At 65.3% G+C, this 19,391-nt stretch carries 25 protein-coding genes; 19 read left to right on the forward strand and 6 right to left on the reverse strand.

The genetic code is table 11. The features are described 5' to 3' along the window. The 4 genes from G0P99_RS22490 to G0P99_RS22505 all read left to right on the forward strand — a co-directional run bounded on the left by G0P99_RS22490 (position 1) and on the right by G0P99_RS22505 (position 4,851). Positions 1-1,575, forward strand: a complete 1,575-nt coding sequence (locus tag G0P99_RS22490) for a lysine--tRNA ligase (RefSeq protein ID WP_164132736.1) — start codon at positions 1-3, stop codon at positions 1,573-1,575. 93 nt (positions 1,576-1,668) lie between these two features. Beyond that, positions 1,669-1,971 (forward strand): DUF4389 domain-containing protein, encoded by a 303-nt coding sequence (locus G0P99_RS22495; RefSeq protein WP_164132737.1) that lies wholly within the window; start codon positions 1,669-1,671, stop codon positions 1,969-1,971. 52 nt (positions 1,972-2,023) lie between these two features. Continuing rightward, positions 2,024-2,425 carry a DUF4864 domain-containing protein gene (locus G0P99_RS22500; RefSeq protein WP_164132738.1) on the forward strand — a complete coding sequence of 134 codons (402 nt, stop codon included), beginning with the start codon at positions 2,024-2,026 and terminating at the stop codon, positions 2,423-2,425. A gap of 140 nt (positions 2,426-2,565) precedes the next feature. After that, positions 2,566-4,851, forward strand: coding sequence for a glycosyl hydrolase family 28-related protein (locus G0P99_RS22505; RefSeq protein WP_164132739.1), 2,286 nt, complete (start codon positions 2,566-2,568; stop codon positions 4,849-4,851). A gap of 58 nt (positions 4,852-4,909) precedes the next feature. Here G0P99_RS22505 and G0P99_RS22510 read toward each other — a convergent pair whose 3' ends face one another. Then, the gene (locus G0P99_RS22510; RefSeq protein ID WP_164132740.1) at positions 4,910-5,575 is read right to left on the reverse strand and encodes a hypothetical protein; all 666 of its coding nucleotides are present in this window, start codon (positions 5,573-5,575) and stop codon (positions 4,910-4,912) included. Positions 5,576-5,726: 151 nt separating this feature from the next. On the opposite strand from G0P99_RS22510, the gene parA reads away from it, so the two are divergent. The 4 genes from parA (at position 5,727) to G0P99_RS22530 (ending at position 7,850) form a co-directional block, all read left to right on the forward strand. Continuing rightward, positions 5,727-6,359 carry a ParA family partition ATPase gene (gene parA / locus G0P99_RS22515; RefSeq protein ID WP_164132741.1) on the forward strand — a complete coding sequence of 211 codons (633 nt, stop codon included), beginning with the start codon at positions 5,727-5,729 and terminating at the stop codon, positions 6,357-6,359. Between the two features lie 31 nt (positions 6,360-6,390). Continuing rightward, positions 6,391-6,717 (forward strand): antibiotic biosynthesis monooxygenase, encoded by a 327-nt coding sequence (locus tag G0P99_RS22520; protein ID WP_164132742.1) that lies wholly within the window; start codon positions 6,391-6,393, stop codon positions 6,715-6,717. Positions 6,718-6,802: 85 nt separating this feature from the next. Then, positions 6,803-7,210 (forward strand): universal stress protein, encoded by a 408-nt coding sequence (locus tag G0P99_RS22525; RefSeq protein WP_164132743.1) that lies wholly within the window; start codon positions 6,803-6,805, stop codon positions 7,208-7,210. A 61-nt stretch (positions 7,211-7,271) separates the two neighbouring features. Further along, the gene (locus G0P99_RS22530; protein ID WP_164132744.1) at positions 7,272-7,850 is read left to right on the forward strand and encodes a hypothetical protein; all 579 of its coding nucleotides are present in this window, start codon (positions 7,272-7,274) and stop codon (positions 7,848-7,850) included. Positions 7,851-7,862: 12 nt separating this feature from the next. Here the strand turns inward: G0P99_RS22530 and G0P99_RS22535 are convergent, their stop codons facing one another. The 3 genes from G0P99_RS22535 to phnF are packed head-to-tail and all read right to left on the reverse strand — an operon-like array spanning position 7,863 to position 9,901. Continuing rightward, positions 7,863-8,345, reverse strand: a complete 483-nt coding sequence (locus G0P99_RS22535) for a pyridoxamine 5-phosphate oxidase (RefSeq protein ID WP_164132745.1) — start codon at positions 8,343-8,345, stop codon at positions 7,863-7,865. Continuing rightward, positions 8,345-9,133 (reverse strand): formate/nitrite transporter family protein, encoded by a 789-nt coding sequence (locus G0P99_RS22540; RefSeq protein ID WP_164132746.1) that lies wholly within the window; start codon positions 9,131-9,133, stop codon positions 8,345-8,347. The genes G0P99_RS22535 and G0P99_RS22540 overlap by 1 nt, the downstream gene beginning before the upstream one ends. Before the next feature lie 57 nt (positions 9,134-9,190). Continuing rightward, positions 9,191-9,901, reverse strand: coding sequence for a phosphonate metabolism transcriptional regulator PhnF (gene phnF / locus G0P99_RS22545; RefSeq protein WP_164132747.1), 711 nt, complete (start codon positions 9,899-9,901; stop codon positions 9,191-9,193). 103 nt (positions 9,902-10,004) lie between these two features. Here phnF and phnG point away from each other — a divergent pair, with 103 nt between their 5' ends. The 8 genes from phnG to G0P99_RS22585 all read left to right on the forward strand — a co-directional run bounded on the left by phnG (position 10,005) and on the right by G0P99_RS22585 (position 15,391). Next, positions 10,005-10,460, forward strand: coding sequence for a phosphonate C-P lyase system protein PhnG (gene phnG, locus G0P99_RS22550; RefSeq protein ID WP_164132748.1), 456 nt, complete (start codon positions 10,005-10,007; stop codon positions 10,458-10,460). Then, positions 10,460-11,035 (forward strand): phosphonate C-P lyase system protein PhnH, encoded by a 576-nt coding sequence (gene phnH, locus G0P99_RS22555; protein WP_164132749.1) that lies wholly within the window; start codon positions 10,460-10,462, stop codon positions 11,033-11,035. Before phnG ends, phnH begins: the two co-directional genes overlap by 1 nt. A 3-nt stretch (positions 11,036-11,038) precedes the next feature. Next, on the forward strand, positions 11,039-12,130 hold the full coding sequence (locus G0P99_RS22560; RefSeq protein ID WP_164132750.1) for a carbon-phosphorus lyase complex subunit PhnI: 1,092 nt from the start codon (positions 11,039-11,041) through the stop codon (positions 12,128-12,130). Continuing rightward, complete coding sequence (locus G0P99_RS22565) at positions 12,127-12,408, forward strand: hypothetical protein (RefSeq protein WP_164132751.1); 282 nt, start codon at positions 12,127-12,129, stop codon at positions 12,406-12,408. Before G0P99_RS22560 ends, G0P99_RS22565 begins: the two co-directional genes overlap by 4 nt. Next, positions 12,409-13,239, forward strand: coding sequence for an alpha-D-ribose 1-methylphosphonate 5-phosphate C-P-lyase PhnJ (locus tag G0P99_RS22570; protein WP_164132752.1), 831 nt, complete (start codon positions 12,409-12,411; stop codon positions 13,237-13,239). Between the two features lie 85 nt (positions 13,240-13,324). After that, complete coding sequence (gene phnK / locus G0P99_RS22575) at positions 13,325-14,095, forward strand: phosphonate C-P lyase system protein PhnK (RefSeq protein WP_164132753.1); 771 nt, start codon at positions 13,325-13,327, stop codon at positions 14,093-14,095. Between the two features lie 67 nt (positions 14,096-14,162). Continuing rightward, complete coding sequence (gene phnL, locus G0P99_RS22580) at positions 14,163-14,846, forward strand: phosphonate C-P lyase system protein PhnL (RefSeq protein WP_164132754.1); 684 nt, start codon at positions 14,163-14,165, stop codon at positions 14,844-14,846. Further along, positions 14,843-15,391 carry a phosphonate metabolism protein/1,5-bisphosphokinase (PRPP-forming) PhnN gene (locus G0P99_RS22585; protein WP_164132755.1) on the forward strand — a complete coding sequence of 183 codons (549 nt, stop codon included), beginning with the start codon at positions 14,843-14,845 and terminating at the stop codon, positions 15,389-15,391. Before phnL ends, G0P99_RS22585 begins: the two co-directional genes overlap by 4 nt. Here G0P99_RS22585 and G0P99_RS22590 read toward each other — a convergent pair. Further along, a complete protein-coding gene (locus G0P99_RS22590) occupies positions 15,373-16,056 on the reverse strand; it encodes a DUF1045 domain-containing protein (RefSeq protein WP_164132756.1) in 684 nt (227 codons plus the stop codon). The two genes, G0P99_RS22585 and G0P99_RS22590, sit on opposite strands and share 19 nt — an antisense overlap. A 53-nt stretch (positions 16,057-16,109) precedes the next feature. Here G0P99_RS22590 and G0P99_RS22595 point away from each other — a divergent pair, with 53 nt between their 5' ends. Then, entirely contained in the window at positions 16,110-17,252 is a 1,143-nt protein-coding gene (locus G0P99_RS22595; protein WP_164132757.1) for an alpha-D-ribose 1-methylphosphonate 5-triphosphate diphosphatase, read from the forward strand. 32 nt (positions 17,253-17,284) lie between these two features. On the opposite strand, the gene G0P99_RS22600 is transcribed toward G0P99_RS22595, so the two are convergent. Next, entirely contained in the window at positions 17,285-17,716 is a 432-nt protein-coding gene (locus G0P99_RS22600; protein WP_164132758.1) for an excalibur calcium-binding domain-containing protein, read from the reverse strand. 175 nt (positions 17,717-17,891) lie between these two features. On the opposite strand from G0P99_RS22600, the gene G0P99_RS22605 reads away from it, so the two are divergent. Then, the gene (locus tag G0P99_RS22605; protein ID WP_164132759.1) at positions 17,892-18,140 is read left to right on the forward strand and encodes a hypothetical protein; all 249 of its coding nucleotides are present in this window, start codon (positions 17,892-17,894) and stop codon (positions 18,138-18,140) included. 197 nt (positions 18,141-18,337) lie between these two features. Further along, positions 18,338-19,369 carry a D-cysteine desulfhydrase family protein gene (locus G0P99_RS22610; RefSeq protein ID WP_164132760.1) on the forward strand — a complete coding sequence of 344 codons (1,032 nt, stop codon included), beginning with the start codon at positions 18,338-18,340 and terminating at the stop codon, positions 19,367-19,369. Positions 19,370-19,391: the final 22 nt, after the last annotated feature.

A 19,391-nucleotide genomic window follows, 5' to 3' on the forward strand; every position in this document is an offset into this window, starting at 1 on the left:
ATGTCCAACTCGCGTGAACTCGCCCTTGCGTCCAAGGCCTGGCCTTTCGAAGAAGCGCGGCGGGTGCTCAAACGCTATGAGAAGGCGCCGCCGGAGAAGGGGTATGTTCTGTTCGAGACCGGCTATGGTCCCTCGGGCCTGCCGCATATCGGGACATTCGGCGAGGTGGCGCGTACCACAATGATCCGTCGTGCGTTCCATGAGATCAGCGATATTCCGACCCGGCTGATCTGTTTCTCGGACGATCTGGACGGCATGCGCAAGGTGCCGGGCAACGTGCCCAACCAGGAAATGCTGCGCGAGCATCTGCAAAAGCCGCTGACCTCGGTGCCCGATCCGTTTGGCACCCATGAAAGCTTTGGCCATCATAACAATGCGATGCTGCGGCGGTTCCTGGATACATTCGGGTTCGAGTACGAGTTCTATTCGGCGACCGAGTTCTACAAGTCGGGCCAGTTCGACGAGATCCTGCTGCGCGCCGCCGAACGCTATGACGACATCATGAAGATCATGCTGAAGTCGCTGCGCGAGGAACGGCAGCAGACCTATTCGATTTTCCTGCCGATCCACCCCGAGACGGGGCGGGTTCTGTACGTGCCGATGAAAGAGGTGAACGCCAAGGACGGCACCATCACCTTTGACGACGAGGACGGGCGCGAATGGACGCTGCCGGTGACGGGCGGCAACGTGAAGCTGCAATGGAAGCCCGATTTCGGCGCGCGCTGGGCGGCGCTGGGCGTCGATTTCGAGATGTACGGCAAGGATCACTCGACCAATACGCCGATCTATGACGGGATCTGCCGGGTGCTGGGCGTGCCCGCGCCCGAGCATTTCACCTATGAGCTGTTTCTGGACGAGAACGGGCAGAAGATTTCCAAGTCGAGCGGCAACGGGGTGAGCATCGACGAATGGCTGACCTATGCCAGCTCGGAAAGCCTTGCCTATTTCATGTACCAGAAGCCGAAGACCGCCAAGCGGATGTATTTCGACGTGATCCCCAAGGCGGTGGACGAGTATCACCAGCAATTGCGGGCCTATCCGACCCAGGATCTGGCGGCGCAGCTGAACAACCCGGTCTGGCATATCCATGGTGGCGATGTGCCTGCCTCGACCCTGATCGTGCCGTTCGGGATGCTGCTGAACCTGGCCAGCGTGTCGGGGGCCGAGGACAAGGAGGCGCTGTGGGGCTTTATCCGCCGTTACGCGCCCGAGGCCAGCGCCGAGAGCCATCCCGATCTGGACCAGGCGGCCGGGTTCGCGGTGCGCTACTTCAACGATTTCGTCAAGCCGACGCGGGTTTACCGGGCGCCGACAGAGGTCGAGCGCGAGGCGTTGGTGGAGTTGCGGGCGCAACTGGCCGCCTATGACGGACCGGTTGAGGACGAGGCGCTGCAATCCATCGTCTATGCGGTGGGCCGCGACCGGTTCGACCCGCTGCGCGCCTGGTTTGGGGCGCTTTACGAGGTGCTGCTGGGCGCGTCGCAGGGCCCGCGTTTTGGCGGGTTCATCGCGCTTTACGGCATCCCCGAGACCATCGCTCTGATCGACAAGGCGCTGGCGGGCGAGCTCGTCTGAGGCGGTTTGCAATGAACAGGGCGGCGCCCGCTGGCGGGCGCCGTTTTCTGTGTTAGGCTCCGCAGCATCACAGACGCGGAGGACAGCATGCCAATGTCGGACGAAGACAAATTCGAAGGCCGCGTGCACGGCGATCAGCAAGAGCCCGAACAGCGCGACAGCTTGTGGTGGCGGTTGCTGCACATGATCCTGATCGCGATCATGATCAACCTGGCGCAGACCATTCTGGCGGTAGTCACGGTGGTGCAGTTCATCATCATGGCGGTGAGCAAGGGCCAGCCGAATGCACGGCTTGCCGATTTCGGCACCGACCTGGGCATCTGGATCGCCAAGGCGGCGCGGTTCCAGACCGCGGCCAGCGAGGTCAAACCCTGGCCCTGGACCGATCTGGACTGATCCGGACGGCGCCGCGACGCGTAGTACTGGGCAGCGAACCGGGAGAGACGCCATGCGCCAATTGCTGTTCATGCTGACCTTGTGGGCCGGGCTGGCTGGCCCCGCCGCGGCCCAGAGCGACGAGATCGAGACCGTCATCGGCAGCCAGATCGAGGCCTTTCTGGCGGATGATTTCGTGACTGCCTTCAGCTTTGCCAGCCCGACGATCCGCGACATCTTTCGCACGCCCGAGAATTTCGGGGCGATGGTGCGGGGTGGCTATCCGATGGTGTGGCGGCCCTCCGATGTGACCTTTCTGGAGCTGCACGAGGAAGACGGCGCGCTGTGGCAGACGGTGCGGATCACCGATGCGGATGGTGCGGTGCATTACCTGGATTACCAGATGATCCAGCTGGAAAGCGGCTGGAAGATCAACGCGGTGCAGGTGTTGAAGGCGCCGGGCCTGTCGGCCTGAGGCAACACCACCGTCACGGTGCCCTGAGCGCCGGTTAATCCCTTTCCTTTAGCGATATGGCGCGTTCGGGGGCGACCCGGACCCGTCACATGCATGCGCCAGGGCAGGTGGTCTGCGGCGCGATTGGGAAAGGGATTTGGATGAACAAGGCAATCACCGAGGGCATCAACTTTATGCCGCCCGCCTTCCAGCTGGGGCTGGATGTCTGGTCGAGCGGCGACGGCACACCGGGATCGGATACCTATGACGGCGCGCCCAATGCCGCATTCGTGCCAGCGGACGCGGATTTCGGCGGCTGTCTGGAGCTGCAAAAGACCAGTTCGGTACAAAAGCTGCGTTATATGGGGCAGACGCCGTTGCAGCCGGGCTGCTACTTGCAGGTCAAGGTGCGCGTCAAGGCGATCAGCGGCAACCTGCCCAGTGTGCGGGTGGCGGGCTGGGCCGGTGGCGCGGGGGGCGCCCATGTGACGGGGGTGACCGAGCTTGCCCCTGCGGTGACGCTGACCACCTATGGTCAGGTGGTCGAGGTGACCGGCATCGTCGGCTCGGGCAATCGCGGCGGCGTCGACATGCCCTGGGGGCGGACGGCGATCTACGGTCATTTCGGGATCAACCTGGAAGGGCCGAGCGGCGGCATCGTGCGGATCGACGATATCGAGATCACCGATGTCACCGGCGTGTTCCTGCGCGACATGCTGACCCTTGTGGATGTGCGCGACTATGGCGCGGTGGGCGACGGGGTGACCGACGATGCGGCCGCGTTTGAAGCGGCAGACGCGGCGGCGGCCGGGCGGCGGGTGTTCGTGCCCGAGGGCAGCTATTTCCTGGGCGAGACGGTCAACATCCAGTCCGAGATCGAGTTCGAGGGCACGGTGTCGATGCCGGTCGACAAGATGCTGATCCTGACCAAGAACTACAACCTGCCGGCCTATATCACCGCGTTTGGCAACGAGGAGACCGCCTTTCGCAAGGCGTTCCAGGCGCTGTTGAACGGGGTCGATCACGAGTCGCTGGACCTGGGTGGGCGCAAGGTGACGATCACAGCGCCGATCGACATGCAGGCGGCGGTGCCGAACCGAAACAGCTATTCCACGCGGCGGGTGATCCGCAACGGGCAGTTGGAGGCAGTGGGCGGACCGGCCTGGGACACCCAGACCTATACCTCGCTGGCGACCTATAATCCGGCGAACCAGCGCACGCTGACCAATGTTGCCAATGTCGCCAACATTCCGGTTGGCGCACGGGTCACCGGGGCCGGGGTGGGGCGCGAGATCTACGTGCGCTCAAAGAATGTGGGTGCCGGGGAGATCACGCTGAACGCCGGGCTCTACGATGCGGCGGGCACGCAGGTCTTCACCTTTCACGACTACAAATACATGTTGGATTTCAGCGGCTTCAGCTCTCTGTCGAAGTTCAACATGCAGAACATCGAATTCCAGTGCAACAACACCTGTAGCGGCATCAAGCTGGCCCCGGCGGGCGCGACATTTGCGCTGTTCGACTGTTTCATCAGCCGGCCCAAGGATCGCGGCATCACCTCGATTGGCGGCGGCTGCCAGGGGATGTTGATCGACGGGTGCCAGTTCCTGTCCTCGGAAGAGGGGGCGAATGTCGCGGATCGAACCTCGATCGCGTTCAACGTCAATGCCAACGACGTCAAGCTGCGCCACAACCGCGCGACGAATTTCCTGCACTTCGGCGTCATGGCCGGGCAGAACCACATGATCCTGGGCAATCACTTCTTCCAGGGGGATGCTGTGCCGAACGGGCCGCGCACGGCGGGGATCGTCATCATCGGCACCTATTCCAGCTGCACCTTCGCCGAGAACTATGTCGACAATTGCAGCTTTGAATGGACCAACGAACAGGATGCCAATCCCGATTTCAGCGGCGGGTTCTCGTTCAGTTCGATGAGCATCACCGACAATATCTTTTTGTCGGGAGAGGTGGCGCCCTGGTTCAGTTATGTGGTGATCAAGCCGCATGGTGTGGGCCATTTCATCAACGGCATGACGGTGACCGGCAACAAGTTCCGCTCAATCAACGGCTATATCGACCGGGCTGACCGGGTCGATACCAGTTTCTCGGGGCTGAATTACGACCGGACCAAGAACCTGATCTTCGAGGGCAACATGTATCACGGGGTGAGCGTTCAGTCGGAAAACCCGTTGCGGCTGGAGTATCAGCAGGCAACCGCGTCCGATAACTGGCTGATCGACACCGAGGGCAAGCTGCCCTTTGGCGCCGAAAGCCGGGGTATTCAGGCGGTGGTTGCGCAGGGGGCGCTGACCGATTCCGGCGGTGCGGTGCGGTACCTTGCGCCCTATGCACAGGCGCAGCAGGGGGCGGGGCAGAACATGATCCGGCTGCGCTGGAGCGAGCCGGTCAAGGGCACGGTCATCGCCACGGTCCGCGCCGACAAGTAAGCGCGGGGTGCGTGCCGGGGCTGCGTGCAGGCGCAGCCCCCATTGCCCCGTCGGGGGGTCAGAAACTGCGCCAGAAGCCGAGTTTCAGCCCGATGGTGCCGGGCAGGTCCGATTTCCGTTCCAGCCCGACCACCCAGGTGCCGCCCTTGCCCGCGTCGATCAGCAGCGCGGGCGTGAGGGTCCAGAAAACCGGCAGGCCGGAGACATAGGCGGTTTCCAGTTGCAGCATCGGGTCGATGCGGCGCGGTGTGGCAAGGCCCGCGGTGAAATCGAGCTTGAAAATCTCTGTCGCGGTGCCAAATCGGCGTTCCCACCCGGCGTCGGCGGCGAACCAGCCGTGCCCCCAGCGGGAATCGAGACCCTTGCCATAAGACAGGGTGAGTTTTGTCATCGGGCTCCACGCGCCCAGCCAGTGATGGCCGCCCACGCCAGCCTCGACAGCAAAGCGCCCGCGCTGACCCAGGTCGGCCAGCGGATAGCGCAGGAACAGCAAGGCGTGACCGGCCAGGCCCGGCTGTTCATTCACGTCGAAACCCAGCGTCCAGCGATCGGTCACGCCCCATTCGCCATAGGCGGTGGTCTTGTAATCCACGAAGCCGTTGAACCGGTAGAGTGTGGCGGTGGCCGAGGTGAACCCTGTGCCGCGCTCGCGCAGCCACGCGCCCGCCGCGGCCTGACCGGCCACGACGAGGCAGATCCATAAGGCAAGCAGCACCCGTCCCATCGCGTCCCTCTGGCCTCAGCCTTGCCGCGATTGGTTAACGAAGCGTTAGGATGGGCTATCGGGCCGCCATGCCGCAGGAGAATGGGGCGAATCGCCGTTGTGCTCTGCGGTTGGACCTCTATGCTGCAATGCGGCATGATGGAGGGCCCCCATGGGACAGGTGATCACGGTCGCGCAACAGAAGGGCGGGTCGGGCAAGACCACGCTGGCGGTCAATCTGGCCGTTGCCTTTGCCCGTGCGGGCAAACGGGTTGCGCTGATGGATACCGACCCGCAGGGGTCGGCCGGGCGCTGGTTCATGGCGCGGCTCGAGGCGGGCGGCGAGCCGGGGCTGGAGTTTTCTACCGCCTCGGCCTGGGGCGTGAGTTACGAGGTGCGCAAACTGGCCAAGGAGCATGACATCGTCATCATCGACACCCCGCCCAAGGCTGACAGCGATCTGCGCCCTGCGCTGCGCGAGGCCGATCTGGTGCTGATCCCGGTGGCGACCTCGCATCTGGACCTGTGGGCGGTGGAAATGGTGCTGTACCTGGCCGAGCGCGAGGAAAAGCCCGCGCTGATGGTGATGACCCGCAACCGCCCCGGAACCCGGCTGGCACAGGATGTGGCGGCCAAGGCCGGTGAGATGAAGGCGGAACTGGCGCAGGCGGTGATGGCGAACCGCGTGGTCTATGCCGAGACATTGGGGCAGGGGCGCGCGGCGCTGGAGGCGCCCAAGGGCCCGGCCCATGCCGAAGTGACTGGATTGATGCAGGAAATAGAGCGCGCGCTGGAAAAGCTGTGATAGGCTGAAAGGGCAGGAGAAGGAGACCCCCATGCCCAAGATCGTCAAGGCCGCCCCGGTGCAAACCGTGATCACCACATTCGAGATGACGCCGGGCACCTGTCAGGATCTGCTCGAGGCGCTGACCGATGCCTATGCCGAGTTCATCTCGAAACAACCCGGATTCATCGCCGCCGGCCTGCATGTGAACGACGCCCAGACCCGCATCGCCAATTACTCGCAATGGCGGCGGCGCGAGGATTTCCTGGCCATGCTGCGCACCCCCGAAATGCGAGAGAGAAACCGCAAGCTGAACGAGATGTGCAAAAGCTTTGAGCCGGTGATGTACGAGGTGGCCGAGACCTTTGACGCCAGTTGAAACCGCTGAAAAAGGCTGATCTGGATCAAGGCACGGGCGCGGGCGGCACGGCATTCTGCGCCTATCCCTAACGGAGGCGCGAACCATGTATCACAATATCCTCATCCCCATTTCGTTCGATTCCGAGCGCGACGTCTCGGGCCCGCTGAAGCTGGCCAGACTGCTGGCCACGCCCGAGGCGCGGATCACGCTGTTGCATGTGGTCGAGCATATTCCGGCCTATGCGATCTCGTATATGCCGCCCGACTATCTGGCCGAGGCGCGCAAGGCGCTGAAAGGCGAGCTGGACAAGATGGCCGCCGGTCTACCCAATGCCACCGGTGTGCTGATCGAGGGGCATTCGGGCCGCTCGATCCTGGACTGGGCCGAGACCAACAAGCCCGACCTGATCATCATCTCCTCGCACCGGCCGGGGATGCAGGATCTGCTCTTGGGCTCCACTGCTGCAAAGGTTGTCCGTCATGCGCAATGCGCGGTGCATGTGGTGCGCTAAGTTCACCCCAGGTCACCGTTGATATTGCCTCAAGCGACTGAATAAGCGATACGATCAACCTATGGTCGTATCGTTCTTGATTCTGTTGCTGTCGCTTGCCCTGTTCACCTGGTCCGTTCTGAGCATCGGTCCGATTCTCTCTCCTGCCCTGTTGCTGGCCGCTGCGGGCTTTGTGGCCAGCCTGCTGCTGCTGATCCGCGCCCGGACGCGGCCCCCCTCGCAATGGATCGTCGTCGATGGGTCCAATGTGATGTTCTGGCGCGATGACACGCCCCGGCTGGAGACTGTCCGGCACTGCATAGAGGCGCTGGTTCTGCATGGCTGGACCCCGGTTCTGTGGTTCGACGCCAATGTCGGTTACGAGGTCGGGTCGCACTACATGGGTCCGCGCGACCTGTCGCGGGCGCTGCGCTACCCTTCGGCCTGTATCAAGGTTGCCCCCAAGGGCAGGCCGGCCGATCCGTTGCTGCTGGCGCAGGCCGAGAAACTGGGCGCGCGCATCGTCACCAATGACCGCTACCGCGACTGGGCCGAGACCTATCCCCAGGTGCGAGACCCCGATCTGTTCCTGCGTGGCAGCGCCTCGTTCGCCGGTGTCGTGCTGCGGGTCGAGGACGAGCATCCGCGCCGCCGCGCCTGACGCGATCTGCCGCTATGGCGACAGCTCCTCGCCGGTCAGCCGTACCGCCTTGCCGAAACCGGCATTCAGCAGGCCATCGCTGATGGCAAAGCGGACAAATCGGAAATCGCCGAAATCGGCATAAAGCCCCGCCTTGGGCCGCTGCTCCAGATAGCGGGCGCGCAGGCTGTCATGTCCGGGCGTGCCGCGCGCGATCACCTGCGCGATGCAGTGCAGGGTCAGGCGCGGATGAGTCAGCGGGTCGCCTTTGGTGCCCGGCTCCCCGATCAGCAGGGCGCAGGCGGGGGTCGCCTCCAAAGCGGCGCTATGGGCGGCAAGAGCCGAGATCAGCGAGACGGGCATGCCTTGCGCATCGGTGGCCAGCGCGATGCGGCTGACCGAGGGGCTCTGGCCACCCGGTTGCAGCACCGCCAACGCGGCGTGCCGCGCGGTATCGATCAGGGCGCGGGCCTGGGCGCGGGTTTCGGCATTGGCGGGCAGGTAGGGGTCGGTCATCATGGGCTCTGACGCAGATAGGCAAAGCGATAGGCCAGCGCCACACCGCCCGCCCCGCCCAGGATATTGCCCAGCGTGACCCAGAGCAGGTTCGCCAGCGCCGCGCTTAGCGTCACCTCAGCCCCGGCCAATATCCCCTGCGGGATCAGGTACATATTGGCCACCGAGTGTTCCAGCCCCAGCAGGACGAACCCCGAGATCGGCCAGAGGATGGCCAGGATCTTGCCCGCCGCCGTGCGCGCGGCAAAGGTCAGCCAGACCGCGAGGCAGACCAGCGCATTGCACAGCATCCCGCGCATGAAGGCCGCGCCGGGATCCAGCGCCGCCTTGCCGCGCGCGATGGCCTGCGCGGTGTCGCCCATCGGCCCGTCCAACAGGCCCGTCAGGCCAAAAGCCAGCGCCAGCCCCACGGACCCCACCAGATTGCCCAGATAGACCAGGCCCCAATTGCGCAACAGCGCGGACAGAGTGATCCGCCGGTCCACCGCCGCCATCACCATCAGCGCGTTGCCGGTAAACAGCTCGGCGCCGCCAACGATGACCAGGATCAGCCCCAGCGAGAACACTACCCCGCCCAGAAACCGCGCCGGACCAAAGCCCGCATCCGCGCCGGTCATCACCATCGTATAGGCCGCGCCGCCAAAGCCGATGAAGACCCCCGCAAGCACCGCAAGCGTCAGGGTCTGGCCGGTGCTGAGCCCGGCCTTGGCCACGCCTGCGGTTTCCACCAGGCGGGCGATTTCGGCGGGTTTATAGGCGTCGAGCCCGGTGGGGTTGGTTTCGCTCATATCCGCAACCTAGCCATGGTCGCGCCGTCTGTACATTGATGCCGATCAAAGGGCGGCTCAGTCCGCACCCACGGTCAGCGTCACCCGGTCACCGGCAAACCAGGTGCGGCCGTATTCCACCGGCCGGCCTTCGGGGTCCACGTTCACGCCGGTCGTATGGAGCAGCGGCGCCCCCTCGTTCAGCCGCAGGTGCAGAGCCTGTGTGGCTGTGGCGGGGCGCGCTGTCAGTCGGGTCCAGACCCGGGTAAAATCGGCAACCCCCATCCGTTGCAGGGCGGCGGTGACGGATCGGGTTTCGGTCAGCGCCTCGGGCAGGCCCGGAAAACGGTCGGCGGGAAACACGCTCTGGAACACGGCGATGGGCTGACCGTCGGCCAACGACAGCCCGTCATAGACATGCACGCGCGCGCCTGCGGGCAGGCGCAACGCCTCGGCCTCGGTCGCGTCTGCGGCGCGGGTCAGCAAGGTCAGGATGCGTTTGCCCGGAATGCGGCCCCCGGCGGCGATGTTCTTGTGAAACCGCACCCGCTTGCCGATGGCGTAATCGGTGGGCCGGGCGGTGACAAAGACGCCCGCGCCGCGCCGCGCGTGCACCAGCCCCTGATCGGCCAGATCCGCCAGCGCCCGGCGCACCGTGTGCCGGTTGACCCCATGGGTCGCGGCCAGCTGCGCCTCGGTCGGCAGTTGGTCGCCCGCGCCATAGCGGCCCTCGGCGATGTCTTCGGTCAGGCTCAACGCGATGGTCTTCCAGACGGGGCTGCGGCTCATGTCATCAAAACTTCATCGTTGGGTGGATTGCGGGATGGGGGGCAACCCGCTAATATTTGTCTAGTTGTATAGTGAATGTAGACAACCGGGCCAAGAGGCTTTTATGGCAGATCAAGAGAAAGAGACGGCGGCGCGGCAGGGCTGGATGGGCCTCTTGGCCCGCGCGCCCGAGGCGGCGCTGATGGCGCTGTGGGACCGGGTCGAAGCGCGCCCCGCCTATGACTGGCTGCGCGCGCCCGAGACCGGTGGCGTGATGGTGCGGGGCCGCGCCGGTGGCACCGGCGCCCCTTTCAACCTGGGCGAGATGACCGTGACGCGCTGCGCCCTCGCATTGGCGGATGGCACGGTGGGTCATGCCTATGTGCAGGGCCGTTCGCGGGCCAAGGCCGAGGCGGCGGCGCTGATCGACGCCTTGATGCAGACCGAGGCCGCCGAACGTATCCGCGCCCTGGTGCTGGCCCCATTGGCCGCCCAGATGGCCGAGCGCGCCGAAACCCGCGCGGCCCGGGCCGCCGCCACCAAGGTCGAGTTCTTCACGCTGGTCAGGGGAGAGGATTGATGGACGGATCGAACCTTTATGCCGGTGGCTTTCGCGACGCGCCTGTCGATGCGGCGCATGCCTTTCGCGCGGCGATGACCGCCATGGCGCGACCGGGCGATATCCGCAGGATCGCAGGCGCCGCGCCACCCGCGCCTTTGTCTGTAGCGGCAGGTACGCTGTTGCTGACGCTCTGCGACCCGGAAACGCGGGTGCATCTGGGTGGGGCGGCGGATAATGACGCGGTGCGCCAATGGCTGAGCTTTCACACCGGCGCGCCGCTCTGCGACGCCGGTGAGGCCGATTTCGCGCTGGGTAGCTGGGCCGACCTGATGCCGCTGTCGCGCTACCGGATCGGCACGCCGGAATATCCCGACCGTTCTGCGACTTTGATCGTTGAATGCGAAACACTGGAGAACGTGGGCGCGGAGCTGAGCGGTCCGGGTATCCGCGACACGGCCCGCCTGTCGCTGCCGGACGCGGGCGCGTTGCAGGGCAACGCGATGCTTTACCCGCTGGGCTGCGATTTTTTCTTCACCTGTGGCGACCGGGTTGCGGCCCTGCCCCGCAGCACCACCATCCGTGCGGAGGGCTAGGCCATGTATGTTGCCGTCAAAGGGGGCGAGCGCGCCATCGAGAACGCCCATGCCTGGCTGGCCGAAGAACGGCGGGGCGATACGTCGGTCGCTGAACTCTCCCTCTCCCAGATCCGCGAACAATTGAGCCTGGCGGTCAACCGGGTGATGGCCGAGGGCTCGCTCTATGACCCCGACCTGGCCGCGCTGGCGATCAAGCAGGCGCGCGGCGACCTGATCGAGGCGATCTTTCTGATCCGCGCCTATCGCACCACCCTGCCGCGCTTTGGCGCAAGCCGCGCGGTCGATACCGGCGCGATGGCCTGCGATCGGCGCATCTCGGCGACGTTCAAGGACGCGCCGGGCGGGCAGGTTCTGGGGCCGACCTTCGACTACACCCATCGCCTGTTGGATTTCAAACTGGCCGCAGAGGGCGCGGTGCCGCCCGCACCAAGCGCGCCGCCGCGTCGCGAGCCAACGCCGCATATCACCGAGTTCCTGGGGCAAGAGGGGCTGATCCAGTCCGAACCCGAAAGCGAGGTCGCGCCGCGCGACCTGACCCGCGAACCGCTGGAATTTCCCGCCGACCGCGCCCTGCGCCTGCAATCGCTGGCGCGCGGGGATGAGGGGTTTGTGCTGGGCATGGCCTATTCCACCCAGCGCGGATACGCGCGCAACCACGCCTTTGTCGGCGAGCTGCGCATCGGGCGGGTCACGGTCGAGATGGAGATCCCCGAACTGGGCTTTGCCATCGAGATCGGCGAGGTCGAGCTGACCGAATGCGAGACGGTCAACCAGTTCAAGGGCTCCAAGATCGAACCGCCGCAATTCACCCGAGGTTATGGGCTGGTGTTCGGTCAATCCGAGCGCAAGGCAATCTCCATGGCGCTGGTCGACCGCGCCCTGCGCTGGCAGGAGCTGGGCGAGGACAATCTGGGCGCCCCGGCGCAGGACGAGGAATTTGTGCTCAGCCATTGCGACAATATCCAGGCCACCGGGTTTCTGGAGCATATCAAGTTGCCCCATTACGTCGATTTCCAGTCGGAACTGGAACTGGTGCGCAAACTGCGCCGCGAGGCGGAAGAGCGCATCGCACATCGGGAGGCGGCGGAATGATCTCAATCGCCTCCACCGTCTCCGCCGCCAAAGGAATCGCCGCCGAAATCGGACGAATGCCAATCTCCGCCCGGGGCGTCGGGATGGGTATGCGAGCGGTGTTCGCGGCCGTCAGACCCGGTCCAGATCCAAACGCCGCTGTCGTCTTGGCGAAGGGTGTCGCGCCGCCGTCTCCTCCGCGCCACATCTATCCAGCAGATCAGAATCGTAACAAGCAGCAATATCGCTGTGAAAACCATGTCCTCCAATGCGTCTCCTTTCAGAAGGCGGGTTCCTGAATGTCCGACTATAACTTCGCCTATCTCGACGAACAGACCAAGCGGATGATCCGCCGCGCCATCCTCAAGGGGCTGGCGGTACCGGGATATCAGGTGCCCTTTGCCAGCCGTGAGATGCCAATGCCCTATGGGTGGGGCACCGGGGGCGTGCAGGTCTCGGCCGCGACGCTGACTCCCGAGGACCGGTTGAAGGTCATAGACCAGGGCGCCGACGACACCACCAACGCGGTGTCGATCCGCAAGTTCTTTGAACGCACGGCCGGGGTGGCCACGACCGAGATGACGCAGGATGCAACGGTGATCCAGACCCGCCACCGTATCCCCGAGGCGGAGCTGACCGAGGATCAGATCCTGGTCTATCAGGTGCCGATCCCCGAACCGCTGCGGTTTCTGGAGCCGCGCGAGACCGAGACGCGCAAGATGCACAGCCTTCAGGAGTACGGGCTGATGCATGTGAAGCTTTACGAAGACATCAGCCAGCACGGCGCGATCTCGACCGCCTATGCCTATCCGGTGCGGGTGGCGGAGCGTTATGTGATGGACCCAAGCCCGATCCCGAAATTCGACAACCCCAAGATGGAGATGGCGGCGATCCAGCTCTTTGGCGCAGGGCGCGAACAGCGCATCTATGCGGTACCGCCCTATACCCGCGTCGTCAGCCTCGATTTCGAGGATTACCCGTTCGAGGCCACGAAGGCCGATCACGCCTGCGACCTCTGCGGCGCCGAAGACAGCTATCTGGACGAGGTGATCATGGACGATGCGGGGACGCGGATGTTTGTCTGTTCCGACACCGATTACTGCCGGTCGCGCCGCGAGGCTGCGGCATGAGCGCATCGGTCGGAACGGGGGAAAAAATTTCCACGAAATTTTTTGGACAGGATTTTTTCAAAATCCTGGGCGCGGGAGGTGAGCGATGAGCCCTTTGTTGCGGGTCGCAGGGATCGAAAAGCGCTATGGCGCGCGGATCGGTTGCACCGATGTGAGCTTCGATCTCTATCCCGGCGAGGTGATGGGGATCGTGGGCGAAAGCGGCTCGGGCAAGTCGACGCTGCTCAACTGTCTGGCCGGGCATCTGGCGCCCGATGCGGGGCAGGTGATTTTTGACACCCGCCATATGGGACCGGTGGATACGGTCACCATGTCGGAACCCGAGCGGCGGATGCTGTCTCGCACCGACTGGGCCTTTGTCCACCAGCATGCCCGCGACGGGCTGCGCATGTCGGTGTCTGCGGGCGGCAATATCGGCGAGCGGCTGATGGCGGTGGGCGACCGGCATTATGGCCGCATCCGAGCGGCGGCGCTCGACTGGCTGGACCGCGTCGAGATCGACGGCGCCCGGATCGACGACCGGCCTTCGGCCTTTTCCGGCGGCATGCAGCAACGCTTGCAGATTGCGCGCAATCTGGTGACCGGGCCGCGGCTGGTGTTCATGGACGAGCCCACGGGGGGGCTGGATGTGAGTGTGCAGGCGCGTCTTCTCGACCTTTTGCGCGGGCTGGTGCGGCGGATGGGGCTGAGCGCCATCATCGTCACCCATGACCTGGCGGTGGTGCGGTTGTTGGCCGACCGGTTGATGGTGATGAAGGATGGGCGTGTGGTCGAGAGCGGGCTCACCGATCAGGTGCTGGACGATCCGCAGCATGGCTATACCCAATTGCTGGTGTCGAGTGTGTTGCAGGTCTGAGGGGGCGCTGCCCCCGCGCCTTTGGCGCTCCCCCGGAGTATTTGGGGCGAAATGAAAGGGATTTGGGATGATCGACATCCGTGACGTGAGCAAGAGTTTCACCCTGCACAATCAGGGCGGCGCGGTGATCCGGGTGATGGAAGGCGCTTCGCTGTATGTGGCGCCCGGCGAATGTGTGGCGCTGACCGGTGCGTCAGGGGCGGGTAAGTCCACCCTGATGCGGGTGATCTATGGCAATTACCTGGCGGCCTCGGGCTCTGTCCTCGTGGGCGGGCTGGACGTGGTCCGGGCCGAGCCGCGCGAGATCCTGCGATTGAGGCGCGAAGTGCTGGGCTATGTCAGCCAGTTCCTGCGGGTAGTGCCACGTGTGCCGACCGTCGAGGTGGTGGCCGAACCGCTTTTGGCGCTGGGCGTGGACCCCGAGGCGGCGCGGGCGCGGGCCGAGGTGCTGCTCAGGCGGCTCAACATTCCCGAGCGGCTCTGGTCGCTGAGCCCCACCACCTTTTCCGGGGGCGAGCAGCAGCGGGTGAACATCGCGCGCGGCTTTGCCCATGCCTATCCGGCGATGTTGCTGGACGAGCCGACCGCAAGCCTCGACGCCGAGAACCGCGCCGTGGTGCTGGACCTGATCGCAGAGGCCAAGGCGCGCGGCGCGGCCATCGTCGGCATCTTTCACGATGTCGAAGCGCGGATGCGGGTCTGCGACCGGGTGGTCGATGTCTCGGGCTTTACGCCTGGGGCTGCGGCATGAGGCGGGTTCCGGTGATCGCGGTGGTGGGGCCTTCGGGCGTGGGCAAGGACAGCGTCATGGCCGCACTTGCCGCGCGTGACCCGGGGTTGCGCCTGATCCGCCGGGTGATCACCCGGTCGGAAGAGGCAGGTGGCGAGCCGTTCACCGGCGTCTCGCAACAAACCTTCGACGCGATGCGCGCGGTGGGCGGTTTTGCCTTGAGCTGGCAGGCGCATGGGCTGAGCTATGGCATTCCGATGCCCTCGGACGCGGAACGTGCAGGGGCGCGGGCGTTGCTGGTCAACTTGTCGCGCGGCGTACTCTTACGCGCGCAGGAGGTGTTTCGCCCCTTTACAGTGCTGTCCCTGACAGCGCGGCCCGAGGTGCTGGCAGCGCGGCTGGCCGCGCGCGGGCGCGAGGATGCGGCAGGTCAGGCGCAACGGCTGGGGCGCGCCGACATGGCCCTGCCCGAGGGGCTGCGCCGGGTGATCACGATCGACAATTCAGGCCCGCTCGACCGCACGGTCGAGGCGGTTCTGGCCCATCTTCAGCGGGAAAGCGCGTAGCGATGGATCAGGTGAAACCGGCCATCTGCGGCCTCGCCCACCAGGGCCAGATCACCCAGGGTGAACGGCACCGGCAGCAAGGGCCCGAGGCGGTCCTGCAACAGGGCCTGCGCCCGCGCCAGCAAGTCATCGTCCAGCCGTCCGGTCAGGGTGATGTGAAAACGGAACTGGTCGAGCACATAGGGATAGCCCCAGTGGGTCAGATGCGCGTCCTGCGCCGGGGTGAGCCGGGCGGCGCGGCGGCGCGCCAGCTCCTGCGGCGTAGCGGGGGCGCGAAACGGGTCCAACTCGGTGACGCAGGCCGCCGCCAGCGCGTTCAGCTCGGTCAGGTCCCCCACCGGGCGCAGGGCGAGGAACCGGCCCAGCCGGGCGATCTCCAGCTCCTCCAGCGTCACCGCCGGGCGGCGGGCGGCCAGCTCTGCGCAGGCCCGGTGCAGCGCGTCGATATCCTGCCCCCCGGTCAGGCGAAACGGCGGTTTCATCGTGGCATGCAGCCCGTATTTGCGCGGCGTTGCGGTCAGTGCGGCCACATCCAGTCCGGTGCCTTCTGGATGCGCCACCTCCTGCCCGGTCTCGACATCCCAGCCCAGCCAGGCGGCGCCGAACCCTGTCCAGGCCGCGGACGCGGGCGGCAGGAAATAGATCGCGTATCGCAGGAATGTCACATTGGCCTCCTATGTCGTGGCCTTCACCCATGCTCCAACCAGATGAAGTTCAGATGACAGATGAAATGATCCTTGCCAATGCCACGCTGGTTCTGCCCGGCGAAACCGTGACCGGCAGCCTGCGGGTGGTGGATGGAACCATCGCCGAGATCGCCCAGAGCGCGCGCGTGCCCGCCGGTGCCGTCGATTGCGGCGGTGATATGCTGGCGCCAGGGCTGGTGGAGCTGCATACCGACAATCTTGAACGCCATATCCAGCCGCGTCCCAAGGTTGACTGGCCGCATGCCGCCGCCATCCTGGCCCATGACGCGGAACTGGCCAGTACCGGCATCACCACGGTGTTCGATGCGATGCGGGTGGGATCGATCCCCTCGGGCGCGGGGCGCTACCTGAGATACGCCCGCAGCCTGTCGCGCGAGCTGTGGCAGTTGCGCGAGGCGGAGGCGCTGAAGATCAGCCATTTCCTGCATCTGCGGGCCGAGGTCTGTTCGGAAACCCTGGTCGAGGAGCTGGACGAGTTCACACCCGAGGACCGGGTCGGTCTGGTCTCGCTGATGGATCACACGCCGGGCCAGCGGCAGTTCCGCGACATGGCCAAGCTTGAAACCTATATGAAGGGCAGGAATGCGATGGATGACGATACGTTCCTGCAACATATCAGCCATCTCAGGATGCTGCGCGAGCGTAATGGCGACCGGCACGAGGCCGAGACGGTCAAGGCCGCGGCGCGGCTGGGGTCGGTGCTGGCCAGCCACGACGACACGACGCCCGAACAGGTGGCGCTGTCGGCGGGCCACGGTATCCGCCTGGCCGAGTTTCCCACCACGATCGAGGCGGCCGAGGCCTGCCATGCCCATGGCATCAAGGTGATCATGGGGGCGCCGAACCTGATCCGGGGCGGGTCACATTCCGGCAATGTGGCGGCACAGGATCTGGCCGAACGCGGCCTGCTCGACATCCTCAGCTCGGATTACGTGCCTTCGGCGCTGCTCTTTTCGGCGGTGCGGCTGGGCGAGTTGTGGGGCGATCTGGCCCGGGGACTGGCCACGGTGACACGGACACCTGCCCACGCGGTGGGGCTGCACGACCGGGGCGAGATCGCGCCGGGGCTGCGGGCCGACCTGATCCAGTTCCGGATGCGCGAAGGGGTGCCGGCTCTGCAATCGGTCTGGTCGCGCGGCCAGCGGGTCGCCTAAGCGTTCCGGGCAAAGCGAGCCGCGCCAACCGGTCAGGGCCGGACGAATTTCGCGGCGCCCGGCTGCTGGCGGGGTGGCGCGTCGCTTGTCGGGGTCATGGCCGCCAGTGCAGGCGGGGCATCGCAGGCGATGCCATCCAGATCGGTATCGTTGCGGGCATGATAGCCCGGCCCGCCAACCTGAGACGGCGCAAGGCCGACGGAATGCGCCACCTCGCACCCGGCCAGCGCGGCCAGATGCCGCAGCGCAAGCTCGGGCTCATAGGGGCTGGTGCGGATGAAAACCCCCAGCGCGGTGGTCGCGGTCAGCACCGGGATCGAGGCCAGAAGCATCACGATCCGCAGTGGCGACAGTGCCCGCGCCCGGGTCCGTTCGGCGCGTTTCTGACGGCGCGACGGGGCAGGCTGGCCGGTCTGGGCCAACTCGGGATAGAGCGCTTGGCGGATGGCTTGCAATTCGGACATGGCCCAAGGGTGACGCTTGAATGTGGCGGCGTGATGGCAAACATTTGGATGGGTCCCGGGTGTCTTCTAGTACATTGAAAAACAAAAGTTTAATTATTTTTTGACGGCACTTGCGCGCGACCGGAACCTCCCCATTTACCATTCGGTTTCAACCCATGCTCAAAGGAGCACCCCAATGCGCGGCTTTTTCCTTGCTGCAACCCTGCTCGTCGCGACTCCGGTCCTTGCTGACGAGGTCACCGGCACCATTCTGGCCTATGATCGCGTGGACGGTCTGATCGTTCTCGACGACAAGACCGTCTGGTCGCTGGAATTCGTGGCCGAGGTGCCCGAGGGGCTCGTTTCGGGTGACGAGGTACATATCGTCTATGAAACCGCCGGCGAGGACGGGATCACCAAGATCTCGGCGATCCATCGCAAGTAGCCAATGCACCCCGGCATGCCTCGGACCTGACGGGGCATGCCGCATGGATACATGTTCGTCCCGTCGCCCTTGCATTGGCGCGGGGGCCTGTGAGTTTTCTGAAACTGTTGGCTTTGCGCGGGGCACAGCGGTAACCTGAGGCCAGGACAACAGGCTGCCCGGACCGTTTTGGCCGCTGCCTTGGGTGGACAATCGACATGAAGGCAGCCACCGAAGTAACCGAGAGCCTCGCGCGTTTTCCGCGCGCCACGTTGATGTCGGGCGCAACCCCGGTCGAACGGCTCGACCGTTTGTCCAACCTGCTGGACATCGACCTCTGGATGAAGCGCGACGATCTGACCGGGCTGAGCTTCGGGGGCAACAAGACCCGACAACTGGAATTCTACTTTGGCGACGCGCTGGCCCGGGGGGCTGACACGGTTCTGATCACGGGCGCGGTACAGTCGAATTTCGTGCGCGCCGCGGCGGCCGCGGCGGCGCGGCTCGGGATGCGGGCAATCCTGCAACTGGAAGAGCGCGTGCCCGGCATGGGCGATCTCTACCACAGCTCCGGCAACGTGCTGCTGGCCCGGATCCTTGGCGCCGAACATATCCGCTTTCCGGTGGGCGAAGACGAGAGCGGCGCCGATGCCGCCCTGCACCGGCGGGCCGAGGCGCTGCGGGCCGAAGGGCGCAAACCCTATGTCATCCATCTTGGTTCCGATCATTCGCCGCTGGGCGCGCTGGGCTATGTCGCCGGGGGCGCCGAGCTGCTCGGGCAGATGGATGATTTCGACGCCGCGGTGGTGCCCTCGGGCAGCGGCTCCACCCATGCCGGGTTCCTCACCGGCCTGCGCCTTGCCGGGCACGCGGCGCCGGTCTACGGCATCTGTGTGCGCCGCGACGCCGACCAGCAACACCGGCGTATCGAGACCGTGCTGACCCGGCTTTCCGGTCTCGTGGAGTTCGACCCGGCGCGTGTGCTGGGCGGGATCAGCCTGTGGGATGGCGCGCTTGCGCCGGGCTATGGTCTGGTCGGAGAGACCACGCAAGAGGCGCTGACCCTGATGGCGCGGACCGAAGGCGTGTTCCTCGACCCGGTCTATACCGCCAAGACCTTTGCCGGGCTGCTCGGCCTGCTGCGTCAGGGCATCATCGGCAAAGGTCAAAAGGTCGTGCTGCTGCACACCGGCGGCCAGGCGGCGCTTTTCGCCTATCAGGAAGAGCTGGATGCCTTGCTGGATCGCTGAGCACGCACGGCGGACAAGGATG

It is taken from the genome of Ruegeria sp. PrR005 (genome assembly GCF_010500245.1).
Classification (GTDB): domain Bacteria; phylum Pseudomonadota; class Alphaproteobacteria; order Rhodobacterales; family Rhodobacteraceae; genus Ruegeria_B; species Ruegeria_B marisflavi.